Below are 24,813 nucleotides of genomic sequence, written 5' to 3' on the forward strand. Positions count from 1 at the left end.
CCGGCCGTATCTCGCTCGTCACACCCTGCGTCAGATGTACGGATACGCCCGCTTCTTACCGGGCTCATACCCGACTCTTCATCGGTCCGGGCGCCTTCGCTCACCGCTCCCCGCTAGCGTCGCGTGCCGTGCACGTGGCAGAGACACAGCAGGTGACACCCGGACGGCGGACATCGTCGGTGGTGTCCGCCGATCCGGGGGCCCGCGCGGCGGTGCCGGACGGCCCCGCGCAGTGGCACCGCGTACTGACGCTCCTCGCCGACGTGAGCCTGTTCATCGGCACGCGCTCGGTGTGGACCCAGGCGGCGACGCACCAGCTGGTCCTCGCGGGCGTCATCTCGGTCTGCTACGCCTCGATCCTGGTGACCGGCGTGCTCGCCCTCACCGTCCGCCGGACGCGCTCGCTGGCCCGCCTGGACCTGGTGGTGCTGGCGACGGCGGTCACCCTCACCCTGTGCGCCTGGGCGCTGAACCACGGCGGCGGCGACGAGGCGGTCCTCACCACCCAGGCCGCGCGGGAACTGGCCGCCGGGCACCCGGTGTACGAGCAGCCCTGGCCGTGGCTGTTCCACGCCGAGGGCGTCGCGCTGACGCCGACCATGGACGGCGGATACGACTTCACCTACGGCTATCCCCCGCTGGCCCCGCTGCTCACCGCGCCCCTGCTGTGGCTGGGTCCCGGCGGCGCCCCGGCGACGGCGGCGGCGACGGCCGCGCTGGTCGTGGGCGCGGTGGTGCTGTGGCGGCTGCTCCCGGTGCCCTGGCGCTCGGCGGCGACGATGGTCTGTCTCGGCTTCGGCTTCCTGCCGAGCTACGCCCGCCAGGGCTACCCGGCGATCATCGGCCTGGTCCTGCTGCTGCCGGTGGTGGTGCGCTGGCCCCGGCTCGGCGCGCGCGGCCGGCTGGGCGCGGCCGGGATCGCGCGGGCCGCGTGTCTCGGTGCCGCGTGTGCCGCCCAGCAACTGCCGTGGTTCGTCACGCCGTTCCTGCTGGCCGGGATCTACGCCGTGCGGCGCGGGGAGCTGGGCGGCCGGGCGGCGGCGTGGGTGGTGCTGCGGATCACGGGGACCGCGGTGCTCACCTGGCTGCTGATCAACGTGTACTTCGTCGTGAGCGAGCCCGGCCGGTGGCTGCGGGGCATCGCCCTGCCGCTGACCCAGGGCGCGGTGCTGCACGGCCAGGGACTGGTCGACGTCTCGCTGTACTTCACCCACGGCAGCGACCGCCTCGACTGGTACGGCCGGGCGAGCATGCTGCTCGCCGCCGCCCTGCTGGCGGTGTTCGTGCTGTTCGTCCGGCGGCTCGGACCGGCCGCGACCGTACTGCCCTGGTGCGCGTTCTACCTGGCGACCCGGTCGCAGGACGGCTACTACCTGATGATGACCCCGTTGTGGCTGGCGGCGGCGGTGACCGCGCCGCTGCCGGAGTTCGCCCACGCCTGGCAGCCGCGGCCCCGCCCGTTCACCGGCCCGCGCCGCCGGGCGGCACTGGCCGTGGCCGCCGGCGCGCTGATCGCACCCGCGCTGGTGAGCGCGGCCCTGGCGGCGACGGGGGCGCCGCCGCTGCGGATGGACGTCACGGCGGTCCGGCGGACGCCGGCACGGACCCTGTCCCGGCTGACCCTGCGGGTCACCAACACGGGCGGCACCGCGCTCACCCCGCACTACATGCTCAGCGCCGGCCAGGGCATGGGCCGTTACTGGTCGCTGATGCGCGGCCCGGCGACGATTCCCGCGCACCGCACGGCGACCGTCGAACTGTGGGCGCCGTCCGGCGACGTCCGGGCGCCGGCGAAACCCGGCACCCGGTACCGGCTGCGCGCCTTCACGGCGGACCCGCAGACGCTGTCCACCCGGGACGTGCCCCGGGCGGAGCTGGGCCTCAGTCCGCGGCGCGGGTGAAGCGGAGCGCGGCCGTGACCGTGGTCAGGCCGCGCATCATGCCGAGCTGGTTCCAGCCCATGCCGAACTGCTCGCGGTCCACGCCGAACTCCGTCTCCAGGGTCAGCGCGTCGGCGCTCACGTCGGTCAGGCGGGCGGTGAGGGACAGCGGCCGGCCGACGCCCCGGACGGTGAGCTGTCCGGTGACCCGGACCGTGTCGCCGTCGAGCCGGTCGGCGCCGCGCACGGTGAAGGTGATCTCCGGATGGCGGTCGGTGTCGAAGAAGTCGGCCGACCGCAGGTGGACGTCCCGCTTGGCGCTCTTCGTGTCGAGGGAGGCCGCGTCCAGGGTCACGGTGCCCGTGGCCGAGCCGTCGGGCCGGACCTCGCCCGTGCCGCCGACGCCGGTGAAGGCGCCCTTCACGGTGACCAGGCCCCACAGGGTCTTGTGCCGCAGGCCCACGGTGGACGCGGTCGGGTCGAGCTGCCACAGACCTGTTTCCACGGCGACGGTCATGTCGTACTCCAGGTGATTCAAATTTGGATGACTGGGCCTCACGCTAGCCCCTCATCCAAATTTGAACAACAGCAGGCGAGTGTTCTCGTACAAATTTGGACAACAGGTAGACTCGACCCATGTCCGCCTCCGACGTGCACACCGCCGACCAGCCCTCCTGTCCCCTCGCGCACGGGGACGGGCTGCTCCCGGGCGAGCTGCGCGCCTGGATGCTCCTGCTGGCCGCGACGGGCGCCGTGGAGCAGCGGCTGCGGTCGGCGGTGAAGGAGACCCTGGACGTCTCCCACGACGAGTTCCTGATCCTGTGCCTGCTGGCGGAGCAGCCGCGCACCGGACTGCGGATGACCCAGGTGGCCGATCTCCTCGGCCGCCCCAAGACCCGCCTCACCTATCAGATCGCCTGCCTCCAGCGGGCCGGTCTCGTCAGCCGCACGTCCGTGTGCGGCGACAAGCGGGGCGTGCAGGTCGCCCTCACCGACAAGGCCCGCGACCTGCTGCGCGAGACCTCCGCCCTGCTCGCCGGCACCGTCCGCCAGGCCCTCGCCGACTCCATGGGCCCCGAGCAGCGAGCGGCCATGAGCGCCCTCGTCCCCGACCTGGAGACCGGGACCCACTGAGCCGCCGGGCACGGAGAGACACAGATCACCACCGCAAGAAGAGAAACCTCACAGCCCGTGCTCCGCCCTGGCTCCGGCGGCCTGCCCTAGCATCCGAGCCATGACGGTCCTGCCTGACGACGGGCTCTCACTGGCCGCCGAGTTCCCTGACGCGACACATGAGCAGTGGCAACGCCTGGTCGAGGGCGTCCTGCGCAAGTCGGGCAAGGAACTGACCGGCGCGGCAGCCGAGGACGCCCTGTCCACGACGCTGGAGGACGGGCTGCGCACCCGGCCCCTGTACACCGCGCGCGACAGCGCGCCCGACCCCGGCCTGCCGGGCTTCGCCCCCTTCGTGCGGGGCAGCCGCCCGGAGGGCACCAGCACGAGCGGCTGGGACGTGCGGCAGCGGCACACGGCACTCGCCGGCAACCCGGCCGACGCCGTGCTCGCCGACCTGGAGAACGGCGGCACCTCCCTGTGGCTGGTGCTGGGCGAGGGCGGCATCCCGGTCCCCGCGCTGGGCCGCGCCCTCGACGGCGTCTACCTCGATCTGGCACCGGTCGCCCTGGACGCGGGCCGCGACACCGAGGCCGCCGCCGAGGCGCTGCTGCGGCTGTACGAGGACAAGGGCGTGGACCCCGAGGCCGCCCGCGGCAACCTGGGCGGCGACCCGCTCGGGTACGAGGCCCGCACCGGCACCGCACTGGACTTCGCCCCCTTCGCCGCCCTGGCCGTCCGCTGCGCCGAGCGGTACCCGGGCCTGCGCGCGCTGACCGTGGACGCGCTGCCCTACCACGAGGCGGGCGGCTCGGCCGCGCAGGAGCTGGGCGCCTCGCTGGCCACCGGCGTGGCCTACCTGCGGGAGCTGACCGAGGCCGGGCTCGGCGTCGACCAGGCCGCCGCCCAGCTGGAGTTCCGCTACGCGGCCACCGCCGACCAGTTCCTGACCATCGCCAAGCTGCGCGCCGCGCGCCGGCTGTGGGCGCGGGTCGCCGAGGTGTGCGGGGCGCCGGCAGTGGGCGCGCAGGTGCAGCACGTGGTGACGTCGCCGGTGATGATGACCCGCCGCGACCCCTGGGTGAACATGCTCCGCACGACGGTCGCGACGCTCGCCGCGGGGGTGGGCGGGGCGGACTCCGTGACCGTGCTGCCGTTCGACCACGCGCTCGGCCTCCCGGACGCGTTCGCGCGCCGGATCGCCCGCAACACCTCCTCCATCCTGATCGAGGAGTCCCACCTGGCCCGGGTCATCGACCCGGCCGGAGGCTCCTGGTACGTCGAGCGGCTGACCGACGAACTCGCCGAGGCCGCCTGGGAGTTCTTCCGGTCGGTCGAGCGCGACGGCGGCCAGGCGGCCGTCCTGCGCTCCGGCCGGCTGCGCACCGACCTGGCGACGACCTGGGCCGAGCGCTCCAAGCGGCTCGCCAAGCGGCGCGAACCCATCACCGGGGTCAGCGAGTTCCCGCTGCTGGCGGAGAAGCCGGTGGAGCGCGCGCCCGCGCCCGAGCCGCCGTCCGGCGGACTGCCGCGCGTGCGCCGCGACGAGGCGTTCGAGGAGCTGCGCGCCCGCTCCGACGCCCATCTGGCGGCGACCGGCGCCCGGCCGCGGATCTTCCTCGCCACGATCGGCTCCGCCGCCGAGTACACCGCCCGCTCGACCTTCGCCGCCAACCTCTTCCAGGCCGGCGGCATCGAGCCGGTCGCCGAGGGCCGCTTCGAGGACAGCGGCGCCACCGAGGCCGTGCTGTGCTCCACCGACGCGCTCTACGCCGAACAGGCCGAACAGACCGCGCAGGCGCTGCGCGCGGCCGGTGCCCGGCATGTCTTCCTGGCGGGCCGGGGCGACTACGCCGGCATCGACTCGTACGTCTTCGCGGGCTGTGACGCCGTGGACGTCCTGTCCGCGACCCTCGACCGCATGGGAGTGTCCTGATGGGAATCCCCGACTTCTCCGGCATCGAGCTGGGGACCCCGGCCGCCGACGCCACCGAGGGCGAGTGGCGCGAGGCCCTGAAGCGGGCCACCGGGGGCACGGAGCCGCTGTGGGAGACCCCGGAGGGCATCGGGGTCAAGCCGCTGTACACCGGCCGTGACCTGGAGGGCCTGGACTTCCTGGGCACCTACCCGGGCATCGCGCCGTACCTGCGCGGCCCGTACCCGACGATGTACGTCAACCAGCCCTGGACGATCCGCCAGTACGCGGGCTTCTCCACCGCCGAGGAGTCCAACGCCTTCTACCGGCGCAATCTGGCGGCCGGTCAGAAGGGGCTGTCGGTCGCCTTCGACCTGCCCACGCACCGGGGCTACGACAGCGACCACCCGCGCGTGACCGGTGACGTCGGCATGGCGGGCGTGGCCATCGACTCGATCTACGACATGCGCCGGCTCTTCGACGGCATCCCGCTGGACCGGATGACGGTGTCGATGACGATGAACGGCGCCGTGCTGCCGGTGCTGGCGCTGTACATCGTGGCGGCGGAGGAACAGGGCGTACCGCCCGAGAAGCTGGCCGGGACCATTCAGAACGACATTCTGAAGGAGTTCATGGTCCGCAACACCTACATCTACCCGCCGAAGCCGTCGATGCGGATCATCTCCGACATCTTCGCGTACACCTCGCAGCGGATGCCCCGCTACAACTCCATCTCCATCTCCGGCTACCACATCCAGGAGGCCGGCGCGACGGCCGACCTGGAGCTGGCGTACACGCTCGCGGACGGGGTCGAGTACATCCGCGCGGGCCGGGAGGCGGGCCTGGACGTCGACGCGTTCGCGCCCCGGCTGTCCTTCTTCTGGGCGATCGGCATGAACTTCTTCATGGAGATCGCCAAGCTGCGCGCGGCCCGGCTGCTGTGGGCCAAGCTGGTGCGGCAGTTCGACCCGAAGAACGCCAAGTCCCTCTCGCTGCGCACCCATTCGCAGACCTCGGGCTGGTCGCTGACCGCGCAGGACGTGTTCAACAACGTCACGCGCACGGCCGTGGAGGCGATGGCGGCGACCCAGGGGCACACCCAGTCGCTGCACACCAACGCCCTCGACGAGGCCCTGGCGCTGCCGACCGACTTCTCGGCGCGCATCGCCCGCAACACCCAGCTGCTCATCCAGCAGGAGTCGGGCACCACCCGGGTCATCGACCCGTGGGGCGGCAGTGCCTACGTGGAGCGGCTGACGTACGACCTCGCCCGCAAGGCGTGGGCGCACATCCAGGAGGTCGAGCAGGCGGGCGGCATGGCGCAGGCCATCGACGCCGGCATCCCCAAGCTGCGCGTGGAGGAGGCGGCGGCCCGCACCCAGGCCCGCATCGACTCCGGGCGGCAGCCGGTGATCGGCGTCAACAAGTACCGCGTCGACAGCGACGAGCGGATCGAGGTCCTCAAGGTCGACAACTCCTCCGTGCGGGCGCAGCAGATCGAGAAGCTGCGCCGGCTGCGGGCGGAGCGGGACGAGCGGGCCTGCCGGGACGCCCTGGACGCGCTCACCCGGGCGGCCGACGGCACGGAGAACCTGCTGGAGCTGGCCGTGCGCGCGGCCCGCGCCAAGGCGACGGTCGGTGAGATCTCCGACGCCCTGGAGAAGGTGTACGGACGGCACGCGAGCCAGATCCGTACGATTTCCGGCGTGTACCGCAACGAAGCAGGCCAGTCCCCGTCCGTGGACCGCACCCGGGCGCTGGTGGACGCGTTCGAGGAGGCCGAGGGGCGCAGGCCGCGCATCCTGGTCGCCAAGATGGGCCAGGACGGCCACGACCGCGGCCAGAAGGTGATCGCGACCGCCTTCGCCGACCTCGGCTTCGACGTCGACGTCGGCCCGCTGTTCCAGACGCCGGAGGAGGTCGCCCGGCAGGCCGTCGAGGCGGACGTGCACGTGGTCGGGGTCTCCTCGCTGGCCGCCGGTCACCTCACGCTCGTCCCGGCGTTGCGCGAGAGGCTCGCCGAGGAGGGCCGCGAGGACATCATGATCGTGGTCGGCGGGGTGATCCCGCCGCAGGACGTGCCGGCCCTGCGGGAGATGGGCGCGGCGGAGGTGTTCCTGCCGGGGACCGTGATCCCGGACGCCGCCCACGACCTGGTCAAGCGCCTGTCGGCCGACCTCGGCCACGAGCTGTAGGGCCGCGATGGCCGCGATCGATCTGGACACCTATGTGAAGGGTGTGCTGGACGGGAAGCGGGCCCTGGTGGCCCGCGCCATCACGCTCGTCGAGTCCACCCGGCCGCAGCACCGGGCGCTGGCACAGCAGTTGCTCACCGAACTGCTGCCGCACAGCGGGCGGGCGCGGCGGATCGGCGTCAGCGGGGTGCCGGGGGTCGGCAAGTCGACGTTCATCGACGCGTTCGGCACGATGCTGACCTCGCTGGGCCACCGGGTGGCGGTCCTGGCCGTCGACCCGTCCTCCACCCGCACGGGCGGCTCCATCCTGGGCGACAAGACCAGGATGGAGCGCCTGGCGGTCGATCCGGCGGCCTTCGTCCGCCCCTCCCCCAGCGCGGGCACGCTGGGCGGGGTCGCGAAGGCCACCCGGGAGTCGATGGTGGTGATGGAGGCGGCGGGCTACGACGTGATCCTGGTCGAGACCGTCGGCGTCGGCCAGTCCGAGACCACGGTCGCCGAGATGGTCGACTCCTTCCTGCTGCTGACGCTGGCCCGCACCGGTGACCAGTTGCAGGGCATCAAGAAGGGCGTCCTGGAGCTGGCCGACGTGATCGCCGTCAACAAGGCGGACGGCCCGCACGAGCGCGACGCGCGGGCGGCGGCTCGGGAGCTGGCGGGCGCGCTGCGCCTGATGCACGGCAAGGACGCCTTCTGGGCCCCGCCGGTGCTGCACTGCAGCGCCCGCGAGTCGGCCGGCCTCGACACGGTCTGGGAACGTCTGGAGCAGCACCGCGCCCTGCTCGACTCCACCGGCCGGCTGGCCGCCAAGCGCCGGGACCAGCAGGTCGGCTGGACCTGGGCGATGGTCCGCGACGAACTCCTCGGCCGTCTGCACGCCGACCCGGCGGTCCGCGCGACGGCACCGGACCTCGAACAGCAGGTCAGGGAGGGCCGGTTGACGGCCACGCTGGCGGCGGAGCGCATCCTGGCGGCTTTCGAGGGCCGCACGGCGCGTCCGGCCGAGGGCTGAGCGACACCCGGGTCCCGCCGCGTCCCTCCGGCGCGGCGGGACGCGGCGGTACGGCGGGCCACCGGCGGTACGGCGCGGAAATCCGTTCCACGGAAAGAACCCAGCGATCCGGGAATCCGGGGATGCGCACAGCGCGAACAAACGCGCGAACACAGGAACCTCTGTTCCTGAAGTGGTGTGCGGGTTTGCCGGGAACCAGTGAAGACCGGCCATACCGGGCGGTGCCGGTTTCGATCACGCCGGCCGCCCGCCGTGCGGGCGCCCGGCGGCATTCATGACGTCCGGCGCCCTGATCGGCGCGGCATCCACCTCCCCAAGCAACCGAGAGAAGTAGCAGGTCACCGGCCCTTTGCCCGTACGACCACGTCGCATGGAAGCCGCTTGTGGGGTTGGATGAGCCGCTGGGCGCGCGCTGGCGCAAAGGCACCCATGGGCGGTCACCGGGCGGTGGACCGAGCCCCAAAAGCCTGAGCACAAATTCCACACATCCTCTCTTCAGATCGGTCCCGATGGTCTAGATTGACCGTGCTTCAGCTGTTCGGACACTTGGCGACCAATTAATGATCTTCAATTCCGGCGCAACGGAAAGCCGGCAGTCGCGTCCCCTGTGCCGGACGTATTGATGATCAATTCTTGGAGCCCGAGACGGGGCCTTGAGGTGCGGGGAGCACCGGGGGTTCCGGAACAGCCGGGACGGCATGCGCGGGGGCGGGGGCCCCCGGGGGAGGAACAGTCGGGGGGCGGGGGCCTCCCGAGGGGGACGAACAGTGTTGGGCGAACACGTCGAACCACTGGGACCTGGGGGGGTTCTGTGCGGCAAGGGGGACTTGTCAGCCCGTTTCCGTCTGCGCGCGAGCGTCTGGCGAACGGGGCGGCCAGCCGGCCCACAACCGACTGGGAGCAGCGGTACCGCCGTACCGTGATCATCAGCGACACCGTGGCCACGGCCTTCGTGGTGGCGGCGATCGGCAACTTCTTCGGGGCCCGCGACGCGGCCAACTGGCATGAGAAGTGGGGGATACTCGCCTTCGGCACCGAACTGCTGGTGCTCGGCGCGCTCGCGGTGAGCCGGGCATGGGCTCCGGCCGTGCTCGGCCAGGGAGCCGAGGAGTTCCGGCGGCTCGGACGCTCACTGTTCACGGCGACCGTCGTCCTCGCGCTCGGCGGGATAGCCCTCACCTCACGCAACATCAAGCTCTGGATCTTCGTCGCGGTCCCCGCGATCGCGCTCGTCACCATGACCGCGCGGTACCTGCTGCGCCTGTGGCTGCACAAACAGCGCAAGGAGGGACAGTGCCTGCGGCCGGTGCTCGCCGCCGGGAGCGTGGCCACCGTGCGCGACCTGATCACCCGGACCCGCAAGTTCCCGCACCTCGGCTGGCGCGTGGACGCGGTGTGCACGACGGACGGTCTCGGTCTCGACGGTGACGAACTGGACGGGGTGCCGGTCGTCGGCCAACTCGCGGACGTCGCCAAGCACGTCCACCACGACGGCTACCGTGTCGTCGCGGTCACACCGGACCCGCACTGGTCACCGGCCCGGCTGCAGCGGCTGGCCTGGAACCTCGAGGGCAGCGACGCCGAGATGGTCGTGGCACCCGTGCTGATGGAGGTGGCCGGTCCCCGGCTGCACGTCGACGCGGTGCTCGGCATCCCGCTGCTGCGGGTCAGCATGCCGGCCTTCACCGGTGGCCGCCGGGCGGTCAAGGGCGTCGTCGACCGGATGGGCGCGGCGCTCCTGCTGCTGCTGTTCGCACCGCTGATGGTGCTCGTCGGGCTGCTCGTGGTGGCGGACAGCCGGGGCGGGGCGTTCTACCGCCAGCGCAGGGTCGGCAAGGACGGCCACGAGTTCACCATGTACAAGTTCCGCACCATGGTGGTCGGGGCCGACGGGGCGCGTGCCCAGCTGGCCCACCGCAACGAGGGTGCCGGCCCGCTGTTCAAGCTGCGCCGGGATCCGCGCGTGACCCGGGTCGGAACCGTGCTGCGCCGGTACTCGCTCGACGAGCTGCCGCAGCTGTTCAACGTGCTCACCGGCTCGATGTCGCTCGTCGGTCCGCGGCCTCCGCTGCCGGAGGAGTGCGCCGCGTACGACCCGGACATCCGGCGTCGGCTGCTGGTCAAGCCCGGACTCACCGGCCTGTGGCAGATCAGCGGGCGCAGCGACCTGTCGTGGGAGGAAGCGGTCCGTCTGGACCTGCGGTACGTGGAGGACTGGTCGCTCGCCCTGGACACAGTGATCTTGTGGAAGACGCTGCGTGCGGTGCTCTACGGGCAGGGCGCCTACTGATGTGCGGGGGCCGTCGTCCGGCCGGACGCGCGGACCGCAGGCCACCAGGCCTGCCTGGGGGGAGGAACGGGTCATGAGAGTCAGCGTTTTCGGGCTCGGCTACGTGGGCTGCGTGTCGGCCGCGTGCCTGGCCAGCATGGGTCACGAGGTCATCGGGGTGGACGTCAACCAGGTGAAGGTCGACCTGGTCAACGACGGCAAGGCCCCGGTGGTCGAGGAGCGGATCGGCGAGCTCACCGCCGAGGTCGTGCGGACGGGGGCGTTGCGCGCCACCGCCGACGTCCGCGAGGCGGTCGCGGACAGCGAGGTGTCGCTGGTCTGCGTGGGGACGCCGTCGGAGCCCAACGGCAGTCTGTGCACCACGTATCTGGAGCGGGTCACCGAGCAGATCGGCGCGGCGCTGGCCGAGCGCGGCGGGCGGCACACCGTCGTCTTCCGCAGCACCATGCTCCCGGGCACCTGCCTGAACCTGCTGGTGCCGATCCTGGAGAAGTACGTCGGCGGTACGGCCGGCGTGGACGTCGGGGTCGCGGTCAACCCGGAGTTCCTGCGCGAGGGCACGAGCGTGCGGGACTTCTTCGACCCGCCCAAGACCGTCATCGGCGAGCTGGACCCGGCGAGCGGCGACACGGTGACGGCGCTGTACGACGGCCTGCCCGGCGAGGTGTTCCGGGTGCCGGTCCCGACGGCCGAGGCGATCAAGTACGCGGACAACGCGTTCCACGGCCTCAAGATCGGCTTCGCGAACGAACTGGGCGCGGTGTGCCAGGCGCTCGGGGTCGACTCGCACCAGGTGATGGACGTCTTCCTGGCCGACCGCAAGCTGAACATCAGCCCCGCCTACCTGCGGCCCGGCTTCGCCTTCGGCGGCTCCTGCCTGCCCAAGGACCTGCGCAGCCTGGTGCACGCGGCGCAGCGGGCCGACGTCTCGGTGCCCATCCTCGCCCACGTGCTGCCCTCCAACTCCGACCATCTGCAACGCGCGGTGGACCTGGTCGAGCGGACCGGCAGAAGACGCATAGGCATGTTCGGGCTCTCCTTCAAACCCGGCACCGACGACCTGCGCGAGAGCCCGCTCGTCGAGCTGGCGGAGAGGCTCTTCGGCAAGGGGTACGACCTGCGGATCTACGACGCCAACGTGAACCTCTCCCGGCTGATCGGCGCGAACCGGGAGTACATCGAGAACCGGCTGCCGCACCTCGCGCAACTGCTCGCGGACTCCGTCGGCGAGGTGCTGGAGCACGCCGAGGTGTGCCTGGTCGGCACCAGGGACCCGGCCGTGCTGTCGGCCCTGCCCCAGGGCGACGGACCGGTGCTCGTCGACCTCGTCCGCCTCCCCGACGCCGAGGCGCGCCGGGCCGAACCGGGGTACGTGGGCCTTGCCTGGTGACATGACGGGCGGCGCCGGGCCGGCCCGGCGCGCGCTGGTCCTGGTGGAGAACCTGTCCGTGCCGTTCGACCGGCGCGTGTGGCAGGAGTGCACGACGCTGCGCGACGCCGGCTGGGAGGTGCACGTCATCTGCCCCCGGGGGACCAAGCGGGACACGGAGCCGGAGGCGGAGATCGACGGGGTGCGCATCCACCGCTACCCGTTGCGCGCCGCCACCGGAGGACCGGCCGGCTACCTGCGGGAGTACGGATCGGCGCTGTGGCACACGCTCCGGCTGGCCCGCAAGGTCGGCCCGGTCGACGTGGTCCACGCCTGCAACCCGCCCGACCTGCTGTTCCTGCCGGCACTGTGGCTGAAGCGGCGCGGCGCGCGGTTCGTGTTCGACCAGCACGACCTGGTGCCCGAGCTGTACCTCTCCCGGTTCGACCGCGGCAAGGACCTGCTCTACCGCGCCGTGTGCGCGCTGGAACGGCTGACCTACCGGGCCGCGGACGTCGTTCTCGCCACGAACGAGAGCTACCGGGGTGTCGCGCTGCGCCGTGGCGGCCGGCGTCCGCAGGACGTCTTCGTGGTGCGCAGCGCGCCCGACACCGAGCGGTTCCGGCCGGTACCGCCCGAGCCGGAGCTGAAGCGCGGCAAGCCTCATCTGCTGTGCTACCTGGGCGTCATGGGCCCGCAGGACGGCGTCGACTACGCCCTGCGGGCCCTCGCGAAGCTGCGCGACGAGCTCGGGCGGACCGACTGGCACGCGGTGTTCGTCGGTGCCGGCGACACCTTCGACGCGATGGTGGAACTGTCGAGGCGGCTCGGGCTCGCGGAGCAGGTGGAGTTCACCGGGCGCGTTCCGGACGCCGACCTGGTGCGCTACCTGTCCACCGCGGACGTGTGCCTCTCCCCCGACCCGCTCAATCCGCTCAACGACGTGTCCACCATGAACAAGGTCCTGGAGTACATGGTGATGGGCCGGCCCATCGTCTCGTTCGACCTCCGCGAGGCGCGGGTCTCCGCCGGTGACGCCGCCGTCTACGCGCGCGCCAACGACGAGACCGAGTTCGCGGGGCTCATCGCGCTGCTGCTGGACGATCCGGAGCAGCGGACCCGGATGGGCAAGCTCGGCCAGGAGCGGATCAGCGGGCCGCTCTCCTGGCGGAACTCGCAGGCGTCGCTGCTCGCCGCCTACGCCGCTGCCTGCCGTGACCGCGCTCCGGTGTCGGCGGGCGGTCCGGTCCGGGCAGGGAAGAGGCCGCGACGTTGAGCGACGACACGATACGCCTGGTCACGATCGGACGGGTGTTCCGCCGGCGCTGGCGGCTCCTCGCCGTCCTCGCCCTGGTGGGAGCGCTCGCCGGCTACGGCGCCTCCCTGCTGTTCCCGCCGCGGTACACGACGTCGGCCTCGGTCCTGCTGCCCGGACAGTGGGAAGAACGCGAACTGCTCACCCAGGTGGACATCGCGACCAGTTCGACGGTGGTCGACCGCGCCGCGGACGCGCTCGGCTGGCCCGGTGTCAGCGGCACGGAGCTGCGGGACCAGGTGGCCGCCAAGGCCGCCGACGGCAACATCATCAAGATCTCGGGCACGGCCGACACCCCGGAGCGCGCGCAGCGGCTGGCCGACCAGGTGGCCGACCAGTTCGTGAAGTTCGCGGCGCGGATCGCGGGCGGCGGCACCGACGCCAAGGCGGCCACCGGGCCCGGGGCGCTGCGGAAGAAGGTCGAGGAGACCAACCGCCGCATCAGCGAACTGGCCGACGCGGCCGACCCGGGACAGACCGTGGAGAGCGTGCAGGTCCGCACCGAGCTGGAGAAGCTGCGCACGTCGCTGGAGGAGGCCATGACGAAGCTCGAGCAGGCCGACCCGGCGAACACCGTGGCCGGCATGGTCGTCATGGGGCCGGCTGCCCGCCCGACCGGCGAGGCTCCGCCGACCAGGGTGCAGCTCGTCGTCGCCGGGGCACTGTTGTTCTTCCTGCTCGCGGTCATCGGCCATCTCGTCGCCGCACGGGCGAACCGCCGGCTGCGCACCGAGCCGGAGATCGCCGCGGCACTGGGCTCGGCGCTCCTCGGCACCGTCGACGTGCCCGACGAACGGCGGGGCAGGCACCGGCCGGAGGACCGCGGCCCACGGGCCCGGATCCGCCGGCTCCTCGGCATCGACCCCCGGTGGGACCTCCCGGCCCCGCAGGCATCCGGCGACGAGGCGGGCCGGCGGATCCGCTACCGCCGGGTGTGCGCCCGGCTGCGGACCCGGCTTCCTTCTCCACGGCGTCTGCTGGCCGTCGTACCGGACGGCGACGAGATCGGGCGCAGGGCCGCCGAACAGCTCGCCGCCGAGGCCAAGAGCGACCCGCAGCTGCGGGTGGTGCGGGTCCCGGTGGACCGGCCGGTCGTACCGGACCGCGACACCGAGTCCGGCGCCCTGGTCGTCCTGAGCGCGGGGAGCTGGACCGCGGAGGAGCTCGCCGGCATCGCCGAGGCGTGCGCGGACGGCGGGCACGAGGTCGTCGGCATCGTCGTCGCCGGCCTGGTCCGGACCCGGCCCACCAGGACGGCCGCACGTCCCGCGGACGAGGCGACTCTGGCCCTGGCGGTACGCGGCCACGCGACGGGGGGTTCAGCGTGACGACGAGCACGACACCGGAGTCGTCGGCCACCACCCCGCTCCTCGACCTGCACGCACTGGTCGTCGCCGTCCGCAGACGCCGCCGCCTGTGGTGCGCCATGGCACTCCTCGGACTGCTGGCCGGCGCGGCCGTGGCGGTCCTGATGCCACCGCCGCCGACCGCGGTCACCAAGGTGCTGGTCGCGCACAAGGAGGACCAGCCGAACGACACCGGAACGCTGATCCGCACCGACGTCGAGGTGCTGGGAACGACGCGGATCGCCGAGAGCGCCCTGCGGTCGCTCAAGTCCTCCGAGGACCCCGAGGACTTCATGCGGGACTACCGGGGCGCCGGCGTCACCAACAACCTGCTGGAGATCACCGTGACGGGCGACAGCGACGCGGAGGCGGTGGCCCGGGCCAGGGCCCTGGCCGACGCGTTCGTCGCGGACCACGTGCGCAGGATGCGGGCGACGGCGAACGCCGAGGCCAAGGCGCTGCTCGACCAGCGTGACCGCATGAAGGACGAACTCGCCCAGGTCAACAAGGACATCGGAGACCGGTCACCGGAGACGGCGACCGACCCGCAGGAGTCGGCGAGCATCGAGTCGCTCTTCGCCCGCCGGGCCGAACTGACGACACGGATCGCCGACTTCAACCAGCGTGCCGAGGAGGCGCGTGTCGGCACGCCCCAGGTCGTCGCCGGCACGGAGATCGTCGACGCCCCGCGCCCGGTGAGGCACTCGCTGCCCAAGGCCGCCGCCACCGACGCAGCGATCGGGCTCGTCCTCGGTCTCGTCCTCGGCCTCTCCGTCGCCGCCGTGGGCGTCGTGGTCGCCGACCGCCCCGTGCTGCGCCGGGACATCGCCGCGAACCTCGGGGCCTCCGTCATCGCCGAGCTGCCCCGCCGGCCGGGCAGGCCCTGGCAGCGCCGACGGACCCGGCTGGCACGCGAACGGCTCACCGCGCACCTCGCCCGCACCGTGCGCGACTCCTCGGAACCGGTGTCGCTGCTGGAACTCGGCTGTGCGCGCGCCACCGCCGTGATCGCCCTCGACCTCGCCAGGACGATGACGGCGGAGGGGGCGGTGACCGTCGTCGACGGTCTGCCCGGCCCGCAGCTCGCGGACCGCCGCCCGAAGCCCGGGGACCCGGCCGTGGTCGGCGGCGAGCGCGCCGCAGCGGTGCCTCCCGGGGAACGCCGGCTCGGCGTCGGCTCGGTGGCGCCCGGCACGGCGTGGACCGACCTGCGGTACCTGGGCACGCACACGGTGCTCGTCGTACGGGCCGGCCACGGCAGCGCCGCGTGGCTGCACACCGTGGCGCGGCAGCTGGCGGACCAGCACATCGCGGTGATCGGTGTGGTGCTGATCGACCCCGATCCGCGCGACCGGACCGACGGCACGCTGTGGGACGGGCTGCACACCGCGCTGCGCGGCCGCAGCGAGCGCCCGGCCCAGCAGACGGGCTGGCGGCGGACGGAACGGCAGCCGATGTGGGCCGCACGGGGCGCGGACAACGACCAGGAGGCGCGGTAGGACATGTGTGGCATCGCGGGTACGTACCGCTGGCCGGACGGCAAGGTCGTGACCGACCGGCTCACCGGCACCCTGGCCCACCGCGGTCCGGACGGGTCGGGCCGGTACAGCCACCGGGCCGGTGACGGCGAGGTGCACCTCGGGCACCGCCGGCTGGCCATCATCGACCTGTCGGAGACCGGCGCCCAGCCGATGGTCTCGGGCGGCCTCGCCCTGACGTACAACGGCGAGCTGTACAACGCGCCGGAGCTGCGCGCCGAGCTGGCGGCCGCCGGGGTGCGCTTCCGCGGCACCTCCGACACCGAGGTGCTGCTGGAGGCCTGGCGGCGCTGGGGCACCGACTGCCTGCCCCGGCTGCGCGGCATGTTCGCGTTCGGGATCTTCGACGAGCGCACCGGTGACCTCGTCCTCGTCCGGGACCAGCTCGGCATCAAGCCGCTGTTCCTGCTGCGGCGCGGCGAGGGGCTGGTGTTCGCCTCCGAGCTCAAGGCGCTCGCCGCCGCGACCGGCGGGCCGCTGGAGGTGGACCACGCGGCGCTGGTGGCCTCGCTGCTGTACTACTGGGTGCCGGACTCGCGGTGCGCGTTCCGCGAGGCGGAGAAGCTGCCGCCGGGGAGCTGGCTGCGGTGCCGGGCGGACGGCTCGGTGGAGCGCGGCCGGTTCTGGAACCTGAGGGACGTCGCCGCCGAGGGCCGGGAGCGGGCCCGGGCCGGCGAGCGGCCGGACCTGGCCGCCGTCGTGGAGGAGTCGGCCCGGCGCCACCTGCTCTCCGACGTGCCCGTGGCGACCTTCCTCTCCGGCGGGCTGGACTCCAGCTACCTGACCGCGCTGGCGGCCCGTCACCGGCCCGGCATCTCCGCCTACACGATCGGGTTCCGCGCCGAGGACGCCAGGTTCGAGGCGATGCCCGACGACCTGCGCTACGCCCGGCAGGTGGCCGAGCGGTTCGGTGTCGACCTGCACGAGATCGAGATCGCTCCGGACGTGCTCGACCTGCTGCCGCGGATGACGTACCACCTGGACGAGCCGATCGGCGACCCCGCCGCGATCAACACGTTCCTGATCTGCTCGGCCGCCCGGGAGGCCGGGGTCAAGGTGCTGCTGTCGGGGATGGGCGCCGACGAGCTGTTCGCCGGGTACCGCAAGCACCTGGCCAACCTGCTCGCGCTGCGTTACCAGCGCGTCCCGCGGCCCCTGCGGCGCGGGGTGTCCGCGGCCGTGGACCGGCTGCCGGTCGCCACGTCCCGCCGGGGGTACCGGTCGGTGCGCTTCGCGAAGCGGTTCCTCTCCTTCGCCGATCTGCCGGAGGAGACCGCGTTCCGGCGCAGCTACACCATGTACGACCAGGACGAGCTGCTCGCCCTCCTCGACCCGGACCTCGCAGGGACGGTCGAGGACGTGCTCACCGAGCACGCGGACACCTACCGGGACAACGACCTGGACGACTTCGTCAACCGCATGTGCCTGACCGACGCCCGGATGTTCCTGCCGGGTCTGAACCTCGCGTACACGGACCGCTCCAGCATGGCCGCGTCGACCGAGGTACGGGTGCCGTACGTCGACGTCGAGGTGGTCAGGGCGGCCTTCGCCGTGCCCGGGAACCGCAAGATCGCCGGACGGCAGGGCAAGGCCGTCCTGAAGGAGGCGGCCACCTCCGTCCTGCCCCGGGAGATCGTGTACCGGCCCAAGGGCCTGTTCAGCGCGCCGCTGCGGGCCTGGATGAGCCGGGACCTGGCACCGCTGGTGCGTGAGGTGGTCGACGACGGGGAGCTCGTCCGTTCCGGGTTCCTGCGCCGCGACGCACTGCGGCGGATGGTCGCCGAGGACGCCGCCGGGCAGCGGGACTTCTCCAAGCATCTGTGGCACGTACTGACGCTCGAGTACTGGTATCGCGACGCGACCTCTGGGTCCGGCCAGAGCACTCGGATGACGGCTTAGGAATCAGAGGAGTTCGGGTGAAACAGGTTGTGCAGAACTACAAGAGCGGCGAGCTTGCGGTGCTCGACGTGCCGGTGCCGGGGTGCAAGCCGGGCGGTGTGCTGGTCCGCAGCGCCTATTCGCTGATCTCCACCGGGACCGAGCTCATGAAGGTGTCCGAGGCCGGCATGTCGATGCTGGGCAAGGCCCGCTCCCGTCCCGACCAGGTGGCCAAGGTCATGCAGAGCGTGGCCACCAACGGGGTGCCCGCCACCTACCGCAAGGTGATGGGCAAGCTGGACTCCTACACGCCGCTGGGCTACTCGCTGTGCGGGGTGGTCGAGCAGGTCGGCGCCGGGATCGACGATGTGAAGGCCGGCGACCTCGTGGCCTGCGCGGGCAACGAGCACGCGTTGCACGCCGAGCTGAACTGGGTGCCGAAGAACCTGTACGTCCCGGTGCCGGACGGTCTCGCGCCCCGGCACGCGGCCTTCGGCACCGTCGGGTCGATCGCCCTCCAGGGCGTCCGCCAGGGTGAGCCGCGGCTCGGTGAAGTGGCACTGGTCATCGGTCTCGGGCTGATCGGGCAGCTGGTGGTGCAGCTGCTGACCGCGTCGGGGGTGCGCGTCGTCGGGGTCGACCCCGACCCGGTGCGCTGCGAGCTGGCCGGGCGTCTGGGGGCCGCGGCCTGCGGTGATCCCGCGTCCGCGGCCGTGGAGACCGCCGTCGCCGAACTCACCGGCGGCCTGGGCGTGGACCAGGTGTACCTGGCCGCCGGCGGCGGCAGCAACCAGCCCGTCGAGCTGGCCGCCCGGCTGAGCCGGGACCGCGGCCGGGTCGTCGACATCGGCAAGTGCCGCCTGGACCTGCCGTGGAACGCGTACTACGAGAAGGAGCTCGACGTCCGGTTCTCCCGCAGTTACGGCCCCGGCCGCTACGACCCGGAGTACGAGCTGGAGGGGCGCGACTACCCGATCGGCTATGTCCGCTGGACCGAGCGCCGCAACCTGGCGTGCTTCCTCGACCTCCTCGCCCGCGGCAGCGTCGACGTGGAGCCCCTGGTGTCCCACGTCGCCGAATTCGACGACGCGGTCGAGACGTACCGGCGTCTGAAGGACGGCGAGCTGAAGGCCGTGGCCGTGCTGTTCCGGTACCCCCGGCAGGAGGGGACGACCGGGGAGGCGGCGGCACCGGCGGTGGCCGTGCCCGCGGCGAACGTGCGGCCGCGTGCGGTCCGGGCGGCCAACGCATCGGTGCGGCTTGCGTTCGTCGGCGCGGGCAACTACGCGACGTCGATGCTGCTGCCGCACCTGGCGCGGCGCGACGGCGTCGAGCTGTCGACCGTCGTCACCACGACGGCGCTGTCCGCGGCCAACGCGCAGCGCAAGTTCGGCTTCGCCCAGGCGACGACCGACCTCGACGCCGTGCTCGGTGACGAGTCCGTCGACGCGGTGTTCGTCGTCACCCGGCACAGCTCGCACGCCGACCTGACCCGCAGGGCACTGCTGGCCGGCAAGGCCGTGTTCGTGGAGAAGCCGCTGGCCCTCACCGAGGAGGAGCTGGCCGGGGTGCTCGCGGCGGTCCAGGAGTCCGGCAACGACCGCCTGCAGGTGGGCTTCAACCGCCGGTTCGCACCGCTGCTGCGGGAGGCCAGGGCGCGGTTCGGCACCCGGACCGGCCCGGCGAGCCTGCGGTACCTGGTCAACGCGGGCCGCCTGGACCACAACAGCTGGTACCTCCGGCAGGGCACCGAGGGCTCGCGGTTCGCCGGCGAGGGCGGGCACTTCATCGACACGGCGAGCTGGCTGCTCGGGGCCGACCCGGTCTCGGTGTACGCGGTCGCCTCGCCCGGCAACGAGGACCTCCAGGTCGTCCTGGGCTACCCGGACGGGTCCACCGCCACCATCGGTTACGTCACCGGCGGCCCGGCCGGCTTCCCCAAGGAGACGCTGGACCTGGTCGCGGACGGCAAGGCGCTGCGGCTCGACGACTTCGTCCGCGCCCACGTCTACGACCGCAAGCGGTGGGTCAGTTCGCGGCTGCCCAAGGCCCGGGACAAGGGCCAGAACGCCGAGCTGGCCGCGTTCGTCAAGGCCGTGCGGACCGGCGGGCCGATGCCGGTGCCGCTTCCGTCGCTGGTCGCCACCACGGCGGCCACCCTCGCCGTGCGGACCGCTCTGGCCGCCGGTGCGCCGGTGACGCTGGAGCGGGCGCGATGACCATGAGCGCGGGCTGGTACCTGCGGCGGCTGTCCCGGATGGGACCGCGGGAGGTCGCGGGCCGGGCGGGCGACGCGGTGCGCAGACGGCGGTGGCGTTCGGCGCCGCCGGACTGCCCGGGCGTGACCGGCGCCCGGTTCACCGCGGTCCTGCCCGCGGGGGCGATCGCCGCGGTGCCGGCGGACGCCGCCAAACGACTCGTCGCCGAGGCGGACCGGCTGATGGACGGGCACGCCGAGTTCTTCGGGGTGGTCCGCGACGACCTGGCCGACCCGGACTGGCGGTACGACCCGAAGACCGGGCGCCGGGCCCCGCAGGGCTACGCCTTCGACGTCCCCTACCGGGACGAGGAGGCGGTCGGGGACATCAAGCAGATCTGGGAGCCGTCCCGGCACCAGTACCTCACCGTGCTCGCCGCCGCCTACGCGATCACCGGGAACGAGCGGTACGCCGAACGCGTGGCCGCGCACCTGCGGTCGTGGTGGGCGGCCAACCCGCCGCTGCGCGGGGTGCACTGGACCAGCGGCATCGAGCTGGGCATCCGGCTGCTGTCCTGGGTGTGGATCCGCCGGCTGCTGGACGGCTGGTCCGGCGCGGCCGGACTGTTCGAGGACAACCCGGTGGCGGTGCGGCAGATCTGGCACCACCAGCGCTGGCTGGCCGCCTTCCCCAGCCGGGGGTCGTCGGCGAACAACCACGTGATCGCCGAGGCCGCCGGGCAGTTCGCCGCGGCCTGCGCGTTCGATTGGTTCCCCGCCTCGGCGCGCTGGCGGGCCGACGCGCTGCGGTCGCTGGAGCGGCACCTGCGCGCCAACACCTTCCCCTCCGGCCTCAACCGCGAGCTGGCCTCCGAGTACCACGGACTGGTGCTGGAACTCGGCCTGGCCGCGCTGGCCGAGGCGGACGCCGCGGGCGTGCCGGTTCCCGCGACGGTCCGCCTGGTGCTGCTGCGGATGACCGACGCGCTCGCGGCCGTCGTGGACGACCGGCTGCGGCCACCGCGCCAGGGCGACGCGGACGACGGGCACGGTCTGGTCGTGGACGGCGCGGGCACCGACCGCTGGGCCTCCTTGCTGGCCACCGGCGACGCCGTGTTCGGCCGGCTCGCCTGGTGGCCGGAGGTGACCGGCACCGATGTGCGCACCCCGCTGCTGGCCGCGCTCCTCGGACCCGCCCGGCCGTCCGTGTCTCGCCCGGCGAGCCGGCCGGCCCACTTCGCCGACGCCGGCATGACGATCCTGCGCGGTGCGGCGGGGATCTGGTGCCGCTGCGACGGTGGCCCGCACGGCTTCCTGTCCATCGCCGCGCACGCCCACGCGGACGCGCTGTCCGTGGAGGTCCGGCACGACGGGGTCGACGTGCTCGCCGACCCGGGCACGTACTGCTACCACGGGCAGCCCGAGTGGCGGCGGTACTTCCGGTCGACGCTCGGCCACAACACCCTGCAACTGGACGGCGCCGACCAGTCCGTCTCCGGCGGCCCGTTCCTGTGGACCCGGCACGCCCGCAGCCGCGTCCTGGTCGCGGACACCTCCGGTGCCTCCTCGAGAGGTACGGCCCGCTGGTGTGCCGAACACGACGGTTACCGCCCCTCCACGCACCGCCGACGGGTGGAGCTGAACGCCGCGGAGCGGGAGTTGAGGGTGGTCGACGAGGTGCGCGGCCCGCGCCGGTCCGTGCGTCTTGCCTTCCACCTCGGCCCGGCGGTCAGCGCGGAACTGGTGGGGAACCGGGCGGAACTCACCTGGACCCGGGACGGCGCGGACCGCTCGGCGGTGCTCGTGCTGCCGGGGGAGCTGTCCTGGCGTGCGCACCGCGGCGAGACCGAGCCGCCGCTGGGCTGGTACTCCGCGGGCTTCGGGCGCAAGGAACCCACCACCACGCTGGTCGGCACCGGAACCGCCGACGGCGTGCGGGGGTTCACCACCGTACTGACGTTCCGCGGCTAGGGGGAGGGGACCCGTGGGGATCGAGTGCCGGCGCCGGGCATGGCCCGCGGCACCGCTGACGCTGGCCCTGCTGGCGGCGGCCGGCTGTACGAGCTCGCAGGACGCACCGGGCAAGCCCGCCGCCGCGCCGTCCGGGTCCCGGGCCGCGTCGGCCGTGGCCCGGGTGTGCGCCCAGCCCGGCGCCGGGCCCGCGAAGGCTCCGGCGGGTGCGGTCACGGTCGACCCCCGCGTGGTCGGTGACCTGGCCGAGAAGACGAGGAACAGCCCCGCGGGCACCACGTTCTGGCTGCGGCCGGGCACGCACCGGCTCGACCCGGAGCGCTACGCCCAGGTCATGCCCAAGAAGGGGGACCGCTACCTCGGCGCGCCGGGAGCGGTTCTCGACGGCGGGAGGAAGAACGCCTACGCGTTCAGCGGCACCGCCCCCGATGTCACCATCCGCTACCTGACCGTGCAGCGCTTCGTCGCCCCGACCGACGAGGGCGTGGTCAACCACGACATGGCCGACGGGTGGGTGATCGAGCACAGCACCATCCGGGACAACAACGGCGCCGGGCTGATGGCCGGCGCCCGCCAGCAGGTCCGCGCCAACTGCCTGCGCGACAACGGTCAGTACGGGATGAACGCGTACAAGACCGGCAACACCATCCGCGACCTGGTGGTCGAGGGCAACGAGATCACCGGCAACAACACCGGCGACTGGGAGCGGCGCAGACCCGGCTGCGGCTGCACCGGAGGCGTCAAGTTCTGGTCGGTCGACGGCGCCGAGGTGCGCGGCAACTGGGTGCACGACAACCGCGGGGCCGGGTTGTGGGCGGACACCAACAACAACGACTTCCGCTTCGAGGACAACCTGATCGAGAAGAACGACGGCGCCGCGCTGATCTACGAGATCAGCTACAACGCGGTCATCCGGAACAACACGATCCGGCGGAACAACTGGGTCGAGGGCCGCGGCTCCGCCGAGCGCGGCGACGACTTCCCGTTCGGGACCGTCTACCTGTCGGAGGCCGGCGGCGAGCCACGGGTCGCGGCCCGCACGGACAAGATCGAGATCTACCGCAACCTGCTGGAGAACAACTGGAACGGGATCACCCTGTGGGAGAACGCCGACCGGTTCTGCAACAGTCCGGCCAACACCTCGTCCGGTGACTGCACGCTGCTGGTGAAGGACAAGGCCCGGTGCGCGAAACCGGCGATCGCCAGGGCACCGCTGTACGCCGACTGCCGCTGGAAGACCCAGCGGGTGGACATCCACGACAACCGCTTCGTCCTGGACAGGTCCGTCGTCAGGTGCACGGAGAAGTGCGACCGCATGGCGGTGCTGGCCAACTACGGCACCTATCCGGACTGGTCGCCGTACAAGGGCAAGCGGGTGGCCGAGGCGATCACCCTGGAGCAGCACAACCGCTGGCACGACAACACCTACCGCGGACCGTGGCAGTTCGTCGTCCAGGACCCGGGCCAGGTGCTCGACCGGTGGCAGTGGCAGGGCCCGCCCTACCGGCAGGACACCGGCAGCACCTTCGCGACGAGACGGGCCGGTGGCTGAGATGGACCGTGCCCCCGCCACCCCGCCGAAGGCCGTCGGGATCGTCTGGCTGCTGCTGGGCCTCAACACGCTCGGCTCCGCCGGGGCGAGGACCATCGTCCAGCTGCCCCGCTCCCTCATCCAGCTGGTCACGATGGGCTCGCTGGTCGTCGCGTTCGCGCTGGCGCTCGCGCTCAATGTGCGGCTGCGCGTCAGACCCAGCGCCTTCCTGTTCCTGCTCACCCTGCTGCTGGTGCCGAGCGTGATCTCCAGCGTGCACCTGGAGTCCGGGTTCGGCGCGCTGTTCCGCTGCACCCGGCTGGCCCTCTTCATCGGCACGCTGTGGCTGGTGAGCCGCTGGTGGGACGGCAGTGTGACATTCGTCCGCCACCACATCCGGATGTACTTCGCGGTGCTCGTGTCGGTGGCCGCCGGCCTGGCCATCTCACCGGGCGCGGCCATGCCCGACCTGTACGGCGGACGCCTCGTCGGCGCGCTGTGGCCGCTCACCCCGCCGCAGATCGGGCAGTACACGGCGGTGATCACCGGGCTGACCGTGCTGCTGCTCCTGGGCCGCCGGGTCGACAGGACCGGCGCGGCGGTCGTCATCGTTCCGTCACTCGTCCTCCTCGCGCTCACCCACACCCGGACCGCCACCGTCGGCCTGCTCGCCGGGCTGGCGCTGGCGATCGGCTCGCTCGTGCTCACCAGCGCCGCGGCCCGCCGCTTCTTCACCTGGGCGGTGCTGTGCGCCACGGTGGCCGCGGTGGGGTTCGCCTCCGCGCTCCAGGCCTGGTTCCTGCGCGGACAGAGCAAGGAGAACTTCTCCAGCCTCACCGGCCGGGCCAAGGTCTGGGACGCCCTGCTGGCGGCGCCCCGGACGACCGGGGAGCGGTTCTTCGGCGTGGGCCTGGGCGACAAGTCGTTCGGCGGGCTGCCGATCGACAACAGCTGGCTGGCCGTCTACAACGAGCAGGGTCTGATCGGTGTCGGCCTCGTGGCAGCGGTCATCCTCGTGCTCGGCGGTGTCGCGCTGCTGCGGCCGCCGTCGCTGTCGAGGGCCTGTGCGATCTTCCTGATCAGCTACGTCGCGATCTCGTCGTACACCGAGGCGGGCCTCGGCGACGCCTCGCCGTACCTGCTGCACCTGGCCCTGGCCGCCTCGCTGCTCGTAGCACCCGCCGCGGCCCCACCGGTGCCGGCTCCCCCGCTGCCACGACCAGGTGTCCCGCGCTGGGCCCGGGACCGGGAGGTGAGCTGACC

Annotated in this window: 16 protein-coding genes; 15 read left to right on the plus strand and 1 reads right to left on the minus strand. The window is 72.8% G+C overall.

Annotation, left to right across the window (positions count from 1 at the left end; genetic code table 11):
• The first annotated feature begins 179 nt into the window (after positions 1 to 179).
• On the plus strand, positions 180 to 1,901 hold the full coding sequence (locus tag AB0946_RS20510) for a hypothetical protein (protein ID WP_366762079.1): 1,722 nt from the start codon (positions 180 to 182) through the stop codon (positions 1,899 to 1,901).
• Here AB0946_RS20510 and AB0946_RS20515 read toward each other — a convergent pair.
• Entirely contained in the window at positions 1,882 to 2,397 is a 516-nt protein-coding gene (locus tag AB0946_RS20515; protein ID WP_366762044.1) for a YceI family protein, read from the minus strand. The genes AB0946_RS20510 and AB0946_RS20515 overlap by 20 nt on opposite strands.
• Before the next feature lie 119 nt (positions 2,398 to 2,516).
• On the opposite strand from AB0946_RS20515, the gene AB0946_RS20520 reads away from it, so the two are divergent.
• From AB0946_RS20520 to AB0946_RS20585, 14 genes are all read left to right on the plus strand, one after another.
• Positions 2,517 to 3,014, plus strand: a complete 498-nt coding sequence (locus AB0946_RS20520; protein WP_366762045.1) for a winged helix DNA-binding protein — start codon at positions 2,517 to 2,519, stop codon at positions 3,012 to 3,014.
• Positions 3,015 to 3,114: 100 nt separating this feature from the next.
• Positions 3,115 to 4,929: a methylmalonyl-CoA mutase family protein gene (locus AB0946_RS20525; RefSeq protein ID WP_366762046.1), complete on the plus strand. Its 1,815-nt coding sequence runs from the start codon at positions 3,115 to 3,117 to the stop codon at positions 4,927 to 4,929.
• On the plus strand, positions 4,929 to 7,103 hold the full coding sequence (gene scpA / locus AB0946_RS20530) for a methylmalonyl-CoA mutase (RefSeq protein ID WP_366762047.1): 2,175 nt from the start codon (positions 4,929 to 4,931) through the stop codon (positions 7,101 to 7,103). Before AB0946_RS20525 ends, scpA begins: the two co-directional genes overlap by 1 nt.
• Positions 7,104 to 7,110: 7 nt before the next feature.
• Positions 7,111 to 8,115 (plus strand): methylmalonyl Co-A mutase-associated GTPase MeaB, encoded by a 1,005-nt coding sequence (gene meaB, locus AB0946_RS20535; RefSeq protein ID WP_366762048.1) that lies wholly within the window; start codon positions 7,111 to 7,113, stop codon positions 8,113 to 8,115.
• Between the two features lie 811 nt (positions 8,116 to 8,926).
• Complete coding sequence (locus AB0946_RS20540) at positions 8,927 to 10,405, plus strand: sugar transferase (protein ID WP_366762049.1); 1,479 nt, start codon at positions 8,927 to 8,929, stop codon at positions 10,403 to 10,405.
• 73 nt (positions 10,406 to 10,478) lie between these two features.
• Positions 10,479 to 11,795: a nucleotide sugar dehydrogenase gene (locus AB0946_RS20545; protein WP_366762050.1), complete on the plus strand. Its 1,317-nt coding sequence runs from the start codon at positions 10,479 to 10,481 to the stop codon at positions 11,793 to 11,795.
• Position 11,796: 1 nt separating this feature from the next.
• Entirely contained in the window at positions 11,797 to 13,050 is a 1,254-nt protein-coding gene (locus AB0946_RS20550; RefSeq protein ID WP_366762051.1) for a glycosyltransferase family 4 protein, read from the plus strand.
• Positions 13,047 to 14,417, plus strand: a complete 1,371-nt coding sequence (locus AB0946_RS20555; RefSeq protein ID WP_366762052.1) for a Wzz/FepE/Etk N-terminal domain-containing protein — start codon at positions 13,047 to 13,049, stop codon at positions 14,415 to 14,417. Before AB0946_RS20550 ends, AB0946_RS20555 begins: the two co-directional genes overlap by 4 nt.
• Entirely contained in the window at positions 14,414 to 15,934 is a 1,521-nt protein-coding gene (locus tag AB0946_RS20560) for a Wzz/FepE/Etk N-terminal domain-containing protein (RefSeq protein ID WP_366762053.1), read from the plus strand. The genes AB0946_RS20555 and AB0946_RS20560 overlap by 4 nt, the downstream gene beginning before the upstream one ends.
• A gap of 3 nt (positions 15,935 to 15,937) precedes the next feature.
• Positions 15,938 to 17,872: an asparagine synthase (glutamine-hydrolyzing) gene (asnB, locus tag AB0946_RS20565; RefSeq protein ID WP_366762054.1), complete on the plus strand. Its 1,935-nt coding sequence runs from the start codon at positions 15,938 to 15,940 to the stop codon at positions 17,870 to 17,872.
• A 17-nt stretch (positions 17,873 to 17,889) separates the two neighbouring features.
• Complete coding sequence (locus AB0946_RS20570; protein WP_366762055.1) at positions 17,890 to 20,070, plus strand: bi-domain-containing oxidoreductase; 2,181 nt, start codon at positions 17,890 to 17,892, stop codon at positions 20,068 to 20,070.
• Entirely contained in the window at positions 20,067 to 22,019 is a 1,953-nt protein-coding gene (locus tag AB0946_RS20575) for an alginate lyase family protein (RefSeq protein WP_366762056.1), read from the plus strand. Before AB0946_RS20570 ends, AB0946_RS20575 begins: the two co-directional genes overlap by 4 nt.
• A gap of 13 nt (positions 22,020 to 22,032) precedes the next feature.
• Positions 22,033 to 23,571, plus strand: a complete 1,539-nt coding sequence (locus AB0946_RS20580; protein WP_366762057.1) for a right-handed parallel beta-helix repeat-containing protein — start codon at positions 22,033 to 22,035, stop codon at positions 23,569 to 23,571.
• A 1-nt stretch (position 23,572) separates the two neighbouring features.
• Positions 23,573 to 24,811, plus strand: a complete 1,239-nt coding sequence (locus tag AB0946_RS20585; protein ID WP_366762080.1) for an O-antigen ligase domain-containing protein — start codon at positions 23,573 to 23,575, stop codon at positions 24,809 to 24,811.
• The last annotated feature ends 2 nt before the right edge of the window (positions 24,812 to 24,813 follow it).

It is taken from the genome of Streptomyces sp. NPDC046870, assembly GCF_040704595.1.
Taxonomy (GTDB): domain Bacteria; phylum Actinomycetota; class Actinomycetes; order Streptomycetales; family Streptomycetaceae; genus Streptomyces; species Streptomyces argyrophylli.

What these genes read in the sequence shown, in the direction of transcription:
- AB0946_RS20515 (WP_366762044.1), bottom strand. Translation starts at nt 2,397, where the DNA reads ATGACCGTCGCCGTGGAAACAGGTCTGTGGCAGCTCGACCCGACCGCG.
- AB0946_RS20520 (WP_366762045.1), top strand. Translation starts at nt 2,517, where the DNA reads ATGTCCGCCTCCGACGTGCACACCGCCGACCAGCCCTCCTGTCCCCTC.
- AB0946_RS20525 (WP_366762046.1), top strand. Translation starts at nt 3,115, where the DNA reads ATGACGGTCCTGCCTGACGACGGGCTCTCACTGGCCGCCGAGTTCCCT.
- scpA (WP_366762047.1), top strand. Translation starts at nt 4,929, where the DNA reads ATGGGAATCCCCGACTTCTCCGGCATCGAGCTGGGGACCCCGGCCGCC.
- meaB (WP_366762048.1), top strand. Translation starts at nt 7,111, where the DNA reads ATGGCCGCGATCGATCTGGACACCTATGTGAAGGGTGTGCTGGACGGG.
- AB0946_RS20545 (WP_366762050.1), top strand. Translation starts at nt 10,479, where the DNA reads ATGAGAGTCAGCGTTTTCGGGCTCGGCTACGTGGGCTGCGTGTCGGCC.
- AB0946_RS20550 (WP_366762051.1), top strand. Translation starts at nt 11,797, where the DNA reads ATGACGGGCGGCGCCGGGCCGGCCCGGCGCGCGCTGGTCCTGGTGGAG.
- asnB (WP_366762054.1), top strand. Translation starts at nt 15,938, where the DNA reads ATGTGTGGCATCGCGGGTACGTACCGCTGGCCGGACGGCAAGGTCGTG.
- AB0946_RS20575 (WP_366762056.1), top strand. Translation starts at nt 20,067, where the DNA reads ATGACCATGAGCGCGGGCTGGTACCTGCGGCGGCTGTCCCGGATGGGA.
- AB0946_RS20585 (WP_366762080.1), top strand. Translation starts at nt 23,573, where the DNA reads ATGGACCGTGCCCCCGCCACCCCGCCGAAGGCCGTCGGGATCGTCTGG.